We start from the raw sequence: 11,695 nt of genomic DNA, 5'->3' as shown, positions 1-11,695 counted from the left end.
GCGGTCCTGTCTCGGCCGTCCGGCCGGGGTCGGTCTGGAGGCTCGGGTCAGCTCTTGACGGCGCCCTGCGTCACGCCGCTGATCACCCAGCGCTGCGCGAACAGGTAGACGACGATCGTGGGTGCCATCGCCATCAGGTACGAGGCGAAGGCGACGTTGTAGTTCGTGCCGAACTGGCTCTGGAAGATGTTCTGCACGACGGGCAGCGTCTGCAGTCCGGGGTCGGCGGTGATGAGCGACGGCATCATGAAGTCGTTCCAGGACGCCAGGAACGCGAAGATGCCGACGGTGGCGTTCATCGGACCGAGCAGCGGCAGGATGACCCGCCAGAAGATCTGCCACGTCGAGGCACCGTCGATCCGGGCGCTCTCCTCGAGTTCGATCGGGATGGACCGGAGGAACGCGGAGTAGAGCAACACGCTGAACGACAGTTGGAACATGGCGTGCAGGATCGCGACGCCGATCGGGTTGTCGAGCGAGATCATCGCCGTCAGCTTGATCTGCGGCAGGGCGACCACCGGGAACGGCAGGAACATCGCGGCGAGCAGGTAGACGAACGACCAGCGGAAGAACCGACGGTGCCAGTTCCGGACGATCGCGTACGAGGCGAACGAGCTGAGCAGCAGGGTCGCGACGACCGTCAGCGCGGCGACGCCGAGCGACACCGAGAACGAGACGGGGAAGCGGGTGAGCTGCCAGGCCTCGACGAAGCTCGCCGGGTTGAACGGCAGGGGCAGCGACAGGGCGTTGCCGTCGGCGGCCTGCGCGCTGGTCTTGAACGCCATCGCGACGGTGACGTAGAGCGGGACCAGGACGCTCAGCGACGCGATCGCCAGGATGATCGTGAGCGGCCAGTTGACCCGCTCGAGGCGTCGGCGGCGACGTGGTGGGTCGGCCAGGCTGCGGGCGGCGGCGGTGGCCGGGGACCGGGTGTCGAGGGCGCTCATGCGAGTCGGAGGTTCCTTCCGCGCGTCACGGCCAGCTGCAGGACCGAGATGAGGACGGTGATGATGAAGAACACGGTCGCGTTGGCCATCTGGTACGCGTAGTCGCCGCTGGTGAAGCCGGTGAAGATCGTCATCGCGACGCTGCTCGTCGCCGAGCCGGGGCCGCCGTTCGTGAGACCGACGATGACGTCGTACGCACCGAGGTAGCCCTTCACGCCGAGCACGGTGTTGATCACGATGAACCCGCTGATGAGCGGCAGCGTGATCGCGCGGAGCTGCTTCCACGTGCCGGCACCGTCGAGCGCGCTGGCCTCGTAGACGTCGGCGGGGATCGAGGTGAGCCCCGCCGTGTAGATGAGGAGCGCGCCGGGGATCGTCTGCCAGGCGGAGACGATGACGATCGCGAGCCAGGCGAGGTTCGGGTCGCCGAGGATGCTCTGCTGCAGCGGAGCGAACCCGACCGACGTCGCCAGGGCCGGCAGCGTGTTCGAGAACAGGTAGTTGAAGACGTAGGCGACGATGATGCCCGACACGACCATCGGGATGACGAACACCGACCGCAGCCCCGCGGCGAAACGGACCCGCTTGGACAGTGCGATCGCCAACGCGAGTGCGATCACCTGCGTGACGATGACCGTCACCACCGCGAACCCCAGCGTGAACCCGTAGGACCCGAGGATCGCGGGGTCGGACACGAGAGCCCGGTAGTTCTCGAGACCCAGGAAGTGCCACTGCCCGAACCCGAGGTAGTCGGTGAAGCTGTAGAAGATGCCCACGCACGCGGGGGCGACGACGAACGCCGTGAACAGCACGAGGGCGGGGACGAGGAACAGGTAGTACATGCCCTCGGTGCGGCGCAACGAGCCGACCCGGCGGTGCACGCGGGTCGCTGCCGTGACGGGACCCGGACGCGGGTCCTGGCTGCCTCGTGTCTCGGGTGTCAGGGGGGTCTGCATGGTCATGGTCGCTCCTGTGTTCCGGGCTCGGTCCGACGGGTGCTGGGCACGCCGGTCAGACCGTCGCCGAGCGTCCGGCGAGGCGTCGCCAGTCGGTGTCGAGCCGGCGCAGCATCGAGTCGAAGTCCCCGCTGCGGATCGCGGTCTGCAGGTAGTTCCCGAGCGGGATGGAGGTCGGGATGAAGGTGCCGGCGCCCTGGTAGAACGCGCCGTCGTCGACGGAGGACTGCAGGCCGGCGATGCGCTCGTCGGTCTGTGGGGTCGCGTCCTCGGTGGTCGAGAACGCCAGGTTGTCGAGGTTGTAGGCGTTGATCACGTCCGGCTGCATGAGGAACTCGACGAGCTCCTGGGCCTGTTCGACGTACGGGGTGGTGGTCGGGATCCAGAGGCCGAGGTCGATGTTGACCCGGGCCTTCCGGTCGCCCGGGTCGTTCGACACCGGCAGCGGGAAGGTCCCGACGCGCAGCTTCTCGTCCACCAGGGCGATCTGGCTGAGCGCCCACGGTCCCTGCAGGTACATCGCGGCCTTGCCCTGCCCGAACGCCAGGTTGCCGTCGGCGTAGGAGCGGGTGGCGTGGTCGGGGTTGAAGAACGACGAGATCGTCTTCGCGCGCTCCATCGGCAGGGCGAAGTCCTTCTCGAACGACACCTCGGCGTCCGGCCCGACGTCGGTGCCCAGGGCCTTCATCTTCCGGAAGAACGAGCCGGTGTCGACCAGGCTGCCGACCGAGTAGTCGAACAGGCCCTGCCAGAGCGTCCAGGTGTCGCGGTCGGTGGCGTACACCGGGGTGATGTCGGCCTTCCGCAGCGCGGTGCAGACGTCGACGAACTCGTCCCAGGTCGTCGGCACGGGCAGGCCCTTTTCGGCGAAGATCCGCTTGTTGTAGATGACCCCGGCGGCGGCGAGCGAGAAGGGCAGGACGCTCGTCCGGCCCTCGAACGTCGCGTACTGGTTGGTGAGGCCGTCGATGCTCCTCCGGACCCGTCCGGCTGCCGGCAGGTCGCTCAGGTCACGGAGGACACCCCGCTCGATGTACCGGGCGAGCTCGAGGTTGTCGTTGAAGCAGCCGACGTCGGCGGGCTCGCCGCGGACGAACTGCGGGGCGATCGCGACCGTGCTGTCGTGCACCACCCGGACGCCCTGGTTCTCCCGCTCGAAGCGACGCAGCAGGTCGTCGAAGTAGGCGATGACCTCCTGCTTCTGCTCGTAGAAGCGCAGGGTGGTCCCACCCGCAGCGGCGCCGCCGGCCGAGGGTGCGGAACACCCTGCGAGCGCCAGGGTGCCGAGACCGAGTCCACCGACCGCGCCCGCCAGGAACCCGCGGCGGGTCAGTGCCGACCGTGCCGTTGTGCTGCTCATGACCATGGTCACTCCCTCTCGCGCTCCGTCGCGCAGGCCCATCTTTACAGCGCTGTAAACGCAAAGTCAACGGCCGCGACACGCAACGTCGGCGACGTCCCGCAACGGAGTACCGCTGCGGGAGGCCGCCGAGGTTGCGTTTTGCGGAACGGACCGGGGGTCAGGCGTAGCGGCGGGCGGCCCGCAGTGCCGCGCCCGTGTACGAACCGCCGAACAGCAGCACGTGCAGCAGCAGCGGCGCCAGCTGGTGCAGCTCGACGCGCTCCTGCCACCCGGCCGCCAGGCGCGACTCGGCGTCGTACGCGGCCAGGACTGTCTCGAGCTGCGGCAGCCCGAACAGTGCGAGCAGCGCCAGGTCCGTCTCGGCGTGCCCACCGTGCGGGTTCGCGTCGATGAGCACCGCCCCCGTGGGCTCCGACCGGTCCCGCGGCCACAGCACGTTCCCCGCCCAGAGGTCGCCGTGCAGCCGGGCGGGGCCGTCTCCGACGAGCGCCGGTTGCGGGGAGCCGAGCGTGCCGTCCTCCAACCGGTCGCAGACGCGCTCGAACACGGCCGCTTCGGACCCGTCGTACCCGCCGGCGTCGACGATGCGTTGCACGTAGTCACGGATCCGGTACTCGGCGAAGAACTCGCCCCAGGTGTCGGGCGCCTCGGTCGCGGGCACGAACGGCGTCCGCGAGCGGCCCATCCGGAGTGGTCCGTTCGCGGGGAACCCGGGCGACGGCGCGCCCCAGTGCGACGCACCGGCCGCGTGGGTGTGGGCGAGCGAGCGCCCGAACCGCTCCGCCTGGGCCGCCGAGGGCGCGGCGTCGGAGACGAACTCGAGCTCGAGCACCGTCGGGCGCGGACGAGCCATGACCCGGGCGACGCGGGTGCCGCCGGCGTCCTCGGCCTCGGCGAGCCACTCCAGTCCGGCCGCCTCGGCGGCAGCTTCGTCCGGGCTGGTGAAGGTCTTGACGTAGGTCTCCGGCATCGCCCCATCCTGCCCGGTACGCGACGAGCGCGCGGAGACGGCGCACGCGGCGCACACCGCGCACACCGCGCACACTGCGCGCACCGCACAGACCGCGCAGAACGCGCCCGCGCAGACCGTGCGCGCGCTCGCACGCCAGGCACACCGCAGCGCGCGGGGACCTCAGACCGCGTCGACCAGGGCCCGCGCCAACGGGTGCCACGGCCGCGACGACGGCCCCGACAGCACCAGGGTCCGCTCGTACCGCGGCGCCACCGGCAGCATCACGAGCCCGGCGGGCAGCATCACGCGGCCGAGGGTCGGCACGATCGACACCCCTTCGCCGCGCTCGATCATGCCGAACATCGTGCTCATCTCCCGCACGCGGTGGGCGTACCGGAAGGGCTGCCCGGCGATCTCGTGCATCCGCTGGATCTGGTGTTCGCAGCCGCCGCCGCCGGCGACCAGGCCGTCGTCGTGGAGGTCGTCGAGGGTCAGTGCCTCGGCTCCCGCGAGCGGGTGGTCGCGTCGGACCACGGCGGCCATCTCGTCCCTCGCGACCACGACCCCGCCGTCCGGCACGGCGACCGGGTCGACGAGCACGGCCGCGTCGACCGTGCCGGCCTCGAGCCACTCCGGCATCTCGTCGTCGTCACCCTCGTAGACCTGCACGTCGACGTCGGGCAGCGTCACCGACCAGAGTTCCCGAAGACGCGGGAGCAGCCCCTGGCACACGGTCGGGACGGCGGCGAGGCGCACCGTGCCGCGCGCTGTGGCGGGCCGGACCACGGCCTCCAGGGCGTCGACGGAGGCGAGCACGCTGCGGGCGTGTGCCAGCAGCCGCTCGCCCAGTGGGGTCGCGACCGTCGCGGAGCCGCGGCGGACGACGTGCCCGCCGACCTCGCGCTCGAGGCCTGCGACGGCGTGCGAGACGGCGGACTGCCCGACCCCGAGGGCGACGGCCGCCGTGGTGAAGGAGCCGGCGTCGACGGTCGCGACGAAGGCGCGGAGCTGGGGGAGCGAGACGGTCATGAGTGTCCTTCATGTCGGCATGAGGTGCATGCGTTTGCCGCATGTGCGTGGTGTGCCGAGACTAGGCCACATGAACGCCCTCCTCTACGTGCTCGTCGCCCTGACCTGGGGATCGAGCTTCTTCTTCGCGAAGATCGGGCTCGACGGTCTGGCTCCGCAGCAGGTCGCCACCGTCCGCACCGTGCTCGGTGCGCTGACGCTCGTCGTGGTCCTGCTCGTCACCCGCCGCCGCTGGCCCCGCGAGACGCGGGTGTGGGGGCACCTGCTCGTCGTCGCGGTGTTCCTCAACGCCGTCCCCTCGTCGCTGATGGCCTGGGCGGAGCAGACCGTGCCGTCGGGCCTCGCGAGCATCTACAACGCGACCACGCCGATCATGACGCTGCTGGCGTTGGCCGTCCTGGTCCCCACCGAGCGGCTCAGCCGTCGCCAGGTGGGCGGGATCGTGCTCGGCATCGTCGGCGTGCTCGTCCTGGTCGGACCGTGGGACGTCCTCGGCGACCCGCAGGTCCTGGCGAGCGTCCCCGGGCAGGTCGCGCTGCTCGGCATGACCGCGTCGTACGGCATCGGCCTCGCCTGGCTCCGCCGCTTCGGCGTCGGCGGCGGGTACGACCCGACCACCGTCGCGACGGTGCAGCTCACCCTCGCGGCCGGGCTGATGCTGGTGGTCGCACCCGTCGTCGCCACCGGTCCGGTGCAGCTGGACTGGAGGATCGTGGGCGCCATGGTCGCGCTCGGCGCCGTGGGCACCGGGTTGGCCTACGCGTGGAACACCCGGCTGGTCGGCGCCTGGGGCGCGGGCCGGGCCTCCACGGTGACCTACCTGACCCCGGTCGTCGGGGTCGCCCTCGGCGTCCTCGTGCTCGGTGAGCCGCTGCGGTGGAACGAACCCGTCGGCGGGCTGGTCGTGCTCGCCGGGATCGCGTTGGCCTCCGGGTTGCTCGGGGCGCGACGGCGCCGGGGGAGCGGGGTGGCCGCGGCTCCGGTGCCGGCCGGTGAGGCGCGCGCGGAAGGCGGCCGCTGAGCGACCCGTCCGTCAGCGACCGGTCGGCAGCGACTCCCGCCGGTCGAGTTCGGCGAGCATCGCCGTCGTGCGTCGGAGGACGCGTGGCGTGCTGATGAGCGAGGCGATCAGCGCGGCGACGGACCGTGCAGGACCGCTCAGCGGCCGGGACCGCCGTCGGCTCCGTACGCTGGCCTGGTGACCCCTTCCCGCAGGCCCTCGACCGCTCGCCTGCTGTTCGCGTCGTCGCACCCCGGTCCGACCGTCACCGTCACCGTCCTCGCGGCGGTCATCGCCACCGCTGTCGGGCACCCGTTCCGGGTCGTCCTCCTGGTGGCGCTCGCCGTGGTGGCGGGACAGCTGTCGATCGGGCTCGCGAACGACTGGATCGACGCCGACCGGGACCGTGCGGTGGGCCGGGGTGACAAGCCCGTCGCCCGTGGCCTGATCGCGGTCGGCACGGTCCGGACCGCCGCGTTCGTGACCGCCGGGGTCGCCGTCGTCCTCTCGCTGTTCCTCGGACCGGTCGCCGCCGTCGCCCACGTCGTCCTCGTGGCGGCCGGGTGGGCCTACGACGCCGGGCTCAAGCGGACCGCGGCCTCGGTCGTGCCGTTCGTCGTGGCGTTCGGGTTGCTGCCGGTCGTCGCGGTCGCTGCCGGACCGGACGGTGGCTGGCCGGCGACGTGGGCGATCGCGACCGGAGCGGTCTTCGGTGTCGCGATCCACTGCACGAACGTCCTGCCCGACCTGGTCGATGACGCGGCCACCGGGGTCCGGGGCTTCCCGCACCGTCTCGGGCTGCACGCGTCCGGGATCGTGGCGTTCGGGTCGCTCGTCGTCGCTGCGGTCCTGGTGCTCGTCGGGCAACTCGGCGGTACCGACCCGGTCCGTGGTGCCGGGGCGGTGCTCGCGGTCCTCGGCGCCGTCGTGGTGGTCGTGCTCGCGGTGGTCGGCGTCCGGCTCGTGCTCACCGGTCCGCCGACGCGCACCCTGTTCCGGCTCGTCATCGCATCGTCCCTCGTGCTCGTCGTCGAGCTCGGGTTCGCGGGCGCGGCACTCGTCGCCTGAGTTCCGCTCGGGTGCGCCGTTACAGTGCACCATGACCGAAAACACGCCGACCCCCCGCTTGCTCCGGCTCGGGGTGCTGGCTGTCTCCCGGAAGGCCGACGAACGTCGCCTGCCGATCCACCCCGCCCACTTCGGGCGCATCGACCCGGACCTCCGCGCGCAGATGGTCCTGGAGCGCGGGTACGGCGACCGGTTCGGCGTCCCCGACGTTGACCTCGAGCCACTCGTCGCCGGCATGGCCACGCGTGCCGAGATCATCGCCACGTCCGACGTGGTGCTCCTGCCGAAGCCCCTGGCAGAGGACCTCGCCGACCTGCGCGACGGCCAGGTCCTCTGGGGCTGGCCGCACTGTGTGCAGGACCAGGCCCTGACCCAGCTCGCGATCGACAAGCGGCTCACGCTGATCGCCTGGGAGGCCATGAACCACTGGCGCGAGGACGGCGGCTTCAGCCTGCACGTCTTCCACAAGAACAACGAGCTCGCCGGGTACTGCTCGGTGCTGCACGGCCTGCAGCTCTGCGGCTCGACGGGGGACTACGGCCGTCGTCTCACCGCCGTCGTGATCGGGTTCGGCGCCACGGCTCGCGGCGCGGTCACGGCGTTGAACGCGCACGGGGTCCACGACGTCCGCGTCCTGACGAACCGTGACATCGCCGCGGTCGGGTCGCCGATCCCGTCGGTCGACATCCTGCAGTTCGAGCACGACGACCACGCGCCCTTCGCGAGCACGGTCCGCACACCCGAGGGTCCGGTGCCGCTGGCGCCGTACCTGGCCGAGAACGACATCGTCGTGAACTGCACGCTGCAGGACCCGAACGCGCCGCTCACCTACCTGCGGACCGAGGACCTCGACGCCTTCCGTCCCGGCAGCCTCATCGTGGACGTGTCGATCGACGAGGGCATGGGCTTCAGCTGGGCACGCTCGACGTCCTTCGCCGAACCGATGGTCACGGTGGGCGACTCGACCAACTACTACGCCGTGGACCACAGCCCGTCGCTGCTCTGGAACTCCTCGACGTGGGAGATCAGTGAGGCGTTGATGCCGTTCCTCCGCACGGTGATGTCCGGTCCGTCCGCGTGGGCCGAGTCCGACACGATCCGCCGTGCCGTCGAGATCGAGGACGGGCAGGTCCGCAACGACGCGATCCTCGCGTTCCAGGGTCGTGCGGCGGAGTACCCGCACGCCGTGACCGCCTGACCGCCTGACCGCCTCGCGCCGGAGCCGGAACCCGGGTCAGCTCCGGGTCCGCTCGGCGTGCGCCCGTGCCTTCATGCGGTTGCCGCAGGTCGCCATCGAGCACCACTTCGCCGCCCCGGGCCGGCTGTGGTCGACGAGGAACAGGTTGCACTCGTCGTTGGCACAGGGGCGCAGCCGGCCGGGGTGCGCTGCCTGCACGCTCGACCACGCGAGGACCACTTCGACCGCGAGCCGGTCGTCCGCCGGTGCCCGGAGCTCCCACACCACCCCCGCGGTCGTGACGCGCGGGGTCCGCACGGCTCCGGCCGTGACGGCGGTGAGTTCGTCGAGGGCAGCCGTCCCCGGGCTCCGGACGACGGCCTGGATCGTGTCGCGTGCCCGGCGGAGTCGGTCGAGCTCCGCCGGGGTGCCGGTCCCGCCCCAGCTCCGCGCCGACTCCTGGCCGGGTTCGCCGACGAGGGTGTCGGTGGGACGTCCGTCGAGCACCGGCGCGCTGTTGAGCACCGCGAGCAGCAGTTCCTCGTCGCGCATCGGGTTCCCCGGTCGTTCGTCCTCGGTCATCCGCCCATGCTAGCGTCCGGCTAACCAGTATGAAAGTCCGAAGGGGTTAGCCATGGTCACTGTCCACCACCGCACCGTCAGCGTCGACGGACTCGAGGTCTTCTGGCGGGAAGCCGGTCCGTCCGACGCTCCGGTCCTGTTGCTCCTGCACGGGTACCCGTCGAGCTCGCACATGTTCCGACACCTCATCCCGGCGCTCGCGGAGGACCACCGCGTGATCGCGCCCGACCACATCGGCTTCGGTCGTTCGTCGGCGCCGTCCGTCGACGAGTTCGAGTACGGGTTCGCCGCCCTCACCGAGGTGACCCGCCGGTTCCTCGAGACGATCGGCGTCGAGCGGTACACGATCATGGTGCAGGACTACGGCGCCCCGGTCGGATGGCGCCTGGCGCTCGCGGACCCCGACGCCGTCGACGGCGTCATCACGCAGAACGGCAACGCCTACGAGGAGGGCTTCGTCGCCGACTTCTGGGACCCGATCTGGGCGGACGCCGCTGAGCGGACGACCGTGACCCGTGACGCACTCCGCCCCGCGCTCGGTCGCCAGGCCGTCGAGTGGCAGCACACGCACGGCGTGCCCGACCCGAGCACGGTCGACCCGGACGCCTGGGAGCACGACCTCGCGCTCCTGTCGCGGCCCGGCCAGGACGACGTGCAGTTGGCGCTGTTCCGTGACTACGCCAGCAACCGCGAGCTGTACCCGGCGGTGCACGACTGGCTCCGCACCTCCGGGGTACCGGTCCTGGTGGTCTGGGGTCGGAACGACGAGATCTTCGCCGCGGCGGGGGCCGAGGCCTTCCGGCGTGACGCACCAGGGGCCCGCATCGAGCTCGTCGACGGCGGGCACTTCCTGCTCGAGTCGCACCTCGACCACGTCGCCACGACGATCCGGGAGTGGCTCGGCGACCGGTGAGGACCGTGCGGCGACGGGTGGACCGACGGGGCTCGCTCGCGTTCTGCGGACAGGAACACGCCCCGGGGTGCACCGCCGCCGGTCCGGTCGTATCCTCGCCGCACGGTCACGCAACGGTGCGTGACGGGACACTCGAAGAGGACCGGCCATGCCAGTTGTCGACGTGACACGAACGACCACCCCCGCGCTCGGACGGGACGGCGTACAGCTGTCCTGTCCCCGGTGTTCCCGCCCGCTTCGGGTCGCGCGGAACCAGTACTACGGCGTCGGTCTCGCCGTCCACGAGTGGCTGCACGTGTGCCCCGTGTGCCCCTGGTTCGCGTTCGCACCGTCCCCGACCGCGGCGGCGGTCGTGTCCGGTGAGCAGCGCGCCCTGCCCCGGTGGGCGGCCCTGTTCCAGCGGTACGGACGGCACCGCACCTCGCACTGAGCAGCCTGAGCAGCCTGAGCAGCCTGAGCAGCCTGAGCAGCCTGAGCTGCCCGAGCAGCGCCGGGAGCGGTTCCGGCTACGCCCACGCCATCGCGTAGAGCCGGGCGAGCGCACCGGCGGTCGGGAGGGCCAGGGCGGACCGGAGTAGCGCCTCCCGGCCGATGCCGACCGCCTCGGGGACGGCGCGGCCGAGGGCCATGTTCGCCTCGGCCTGCCGACCCGCACGACGGGCGGCGGCCTGTCGGCGACGCGCGTAGGCCGGCCACGGGCCGGTCGCACCGGTCCGGACGGCGTCGCTGAGCAGCGGTGCGAGGTCCGCGGCGTCCAACCAGCCGAGGTTCATGCCCTGCCCACCGATCGGGCTGATCTCGTGGGCCGCGTCGCCGACCAGGACGACCCGCCCCACGCCGACGCGTTCCGCGGTCCGTCGACGCACCCGGAACGCGCTGAGCATCGAGCAGGTGGACGGGTCCGGTGCGACGCCGGTCCGGTCGCGGACGACCGCCGCCAGCCGGGAGGCACGACCCGCCTCCGGTGCGTCGGCTGCGGTCACCGGCGCGGACCCGTCGACGAGCGGGTCGTCGGCGGCCAGCAGGGCGACGTAGCGGCGACGGCCGTGGGGGAGGGGGAACGACTCCACGACGCCGCCCGCTCCGACGTCGACGAGCGCGGTCGCCCGGGCGTCGGCGTCCTCGGGGTCGGCGAAGTCGCCCATCACGTAGCGGTCGGGGTAGTCCCGGCCGGTCGTGCCGATGCCGAGCAGGTCACGGACGACGCTCCGGGCACCGTCGGCACCGACCACGAACGCGGCACGGACGGAGACGGTGCGGCCGTCCCGGTCGGCGCCCGTCGCGTCGACGTGGTCGGCGTGCCGGGCCAGGTCGACCAGGGCGGTCCCGGTGCGGAAGGCGTGGGGAGCGGCGGCGTCCAGTCGCTCGCGCAACAGGGTCTCGGTGCGGTGCTGGTCCAACGTCGCCACGTACGGGTGGGTGTCCGAGGCCCGGTCGAACGACAGTGCTCCGAGGACCCGGCCTCGGCTGCGGGCGACACCGGTGCGGACGAGGACGGCCTCCTCGAGCACGGGGCCGGCCAGGCCGACCTCGGCGAAGGCGTCGAGCGACGGTGGGTGGATGCCGATCGCGCGGGAGCCGACCGGTTCGGTGGTCCGGCGCTCCCAGACCTGCACGGCCGTGCCGCGGGCGGCGAGGAGCGCGCCGAGGAACAGGCCGACCGGTCCGCCGCCGACGACGAGGACGTCCGTGGTGTCCGTGGTCACGG

Annotated in this window: 11 protein-coding genes; 4 read left to right on the top strand and 7 right to left on the bottom strand. The window is 72.0% G+C overall.

The window, feature by feature from the left end:
- Nucleotides 1-47: 47 nt before the first annotated feature.
- From E9228_RS15630 to E9228_RS15610, 5 genes are all read right to left on the bottom strand, one after another.
- Nucleotides 48-947 carry a carbohydrate ABC transporter permease gene (locus E9228_RS15630; protein ID WP_166781465.1) on the bottom strand — a complete coding sequence of 300 codons (900 nt, stop codon included), beginning with the start codon at nucleotides 945-947 and terminating at the stop codon, nucleotides 48-50.
- The gene (locus E9228_RS15625; protein ID WP_166781464.1) at nucleotides 944-1,909 is read right to left on the bottom strand and encodes a carbohydrate ABC transporter permease; all 966 of its coding nucleotides are present in this window, start codon (nucleotides 1,907-1,909) and stop codon (nucleotides 944-946) included. Before E9228_RS15625 ends, E9228_RS15630 begins: the two co-directional genes overlap by 4 nt.
- A 49-nt stretch (nucleotides 1,910-1,958) precedes the next feature.
- Entirely contained in the window at nucleotides 1,959-3,263 is a 1,305-nt protein-coding gene (locus E9228_RS15620) for an ABC transporter substrate-binding protein (RefSeq protein ID WP_252728410.1), read from the bottom strand.
- Between the two features lie 160 nt (nucleotides 3,264-3,423).
- Nucleotides 3,424-4,236: a fructosamine kinase family protein gene (locus E9228_RS15615; protein WP_166781463.1), complete on the bottom strand. Its 813-nt coding sequence runs from the start codon at nucleotides 4,234-4,236 to the stop codon at nucleotides 3,424-3,426.
- A 162-nt stretch (nucleotides 4,237-4,398) separates the two neighbouring features.
- Nucleotides 4,399-5,247: a LysR family transcriptional regulator gene (locus E9228_RS15610; RefSeq protein WP_166781462.1), complete on the bottom strand. Its 849-nt coding sequence runs from the start codon at nucleotides 5,245-5,247 to the stop codon at nucleotides 4,399-4,401.
- Nucleotides 5,248-5,317: 70 nt separating this feature from the next.
- Between E9228_RS15610 and E9228_RS15605 the strand changes: the two genes are divergently transcribed.
- The 3 genes from E9228_RS15605 (at nucleotide 5,318) to E9228_RS15595 (ending at nucleotide 8,513) form a co-directional block, all read left to right on the top strand.
- Nucleotides 5,318-6,268, top strand: a complete 951-nt coding sequence (locus E9228_RS15605; protein WP_166781461.1) for a DMT family transporter — start codon at nucleotides 5,318-5,320, stop codon at nucleotides 6,266-6,268.
- Between the two features lie 177 nt (nucleotides 6,269-6,445).
- On the top strand, nucleotides 6,446-7,315 hold the full coding sequence (locus E9228_RS15600; protein WP_166781460.1) for a UbiA family prenyltransferase: 870 nt from the start codon (nucleotides 6,446-6,448) through the stop codon (nucleotides 7,313-7,315).
- Nucleotides 7,316-7,346: 31 nt separating this feature from the next.
- Entirely contained in the window at nucleotides 7,347-8,513 is a 1,167-nt protein-coding gene (locus E9228_RS15595) for a N(5)-(carboxyethyl)ornithine synthase (protein ID WP_166781459.1), read from the top strand.
- Between the two features lie 36 nt (nucleotides 8,514-8,549).
- Here E9228_RS15595 and E9228_RS15590 read toward each other — a convergent pair whose 3' ends face one another.
- Nucleotides 8,550-9,074: a CGNR zinc finger domain-containing protein gene (locus E9228_RS15590; protein ID WP_252728408.1), complete on the bottom strand. Its 525-nt coding sequence runs from the start codon at nucleotides 9,072-9,074 to the stop codon at nucleotides 8,550-8,552.
- Nucleotides 9,075-9,126: 52 nt separating this feature from the next.
- On the opposite strand from E9228_RS15590, the gene E9228_RS15585 reads away from it, so the two are divergent.
- Nucleotides 9,127-9,987, top strand: coding sequence for an alpha/beta fold hydrolase (locus tag E9228_RS15585; protein WP_166781458.1), 861 nt, complete (start codon nucleotides 9,127-9,129; stop codon nucleotides 9,985-9,987).
- Nucleotides 9,988-10,493: 506 nt separating this feature from the next.
- On the opposite strand, the gene E9228_RS15580 is transcribed toward E9228_RS15585, so the two are convergent.
- Nucleotides 10,494-11,693 (bottom strand): FAD-dependent monooxygenase, encoded by a 1,200-nt coding sequence (locus E9228_RS15580; RefSeq protein WP_166781457.1) that lies wholly within the window; start codon nucleotides 11,691-11,693, stop codon nucleotides 10,494-10,496.
- Nucleotides 11,694-11,695 lie beyond the last annotated feature (2 nt).

The organism is Curtobacterium salicis (genome assembly GCF_011759505.1).
Lineage (GTDB): Bacteria > Actinomycetota > Actinomycetes > Actinomycetales > Microbacteriaceae > Curtobacterium > Curtobacterium salicis.
The sequence above is the reverse complement of the archived record's forward strand: the minus strand, read 5'-3'. Positions and strand labels throughout refer to the sequence as shown.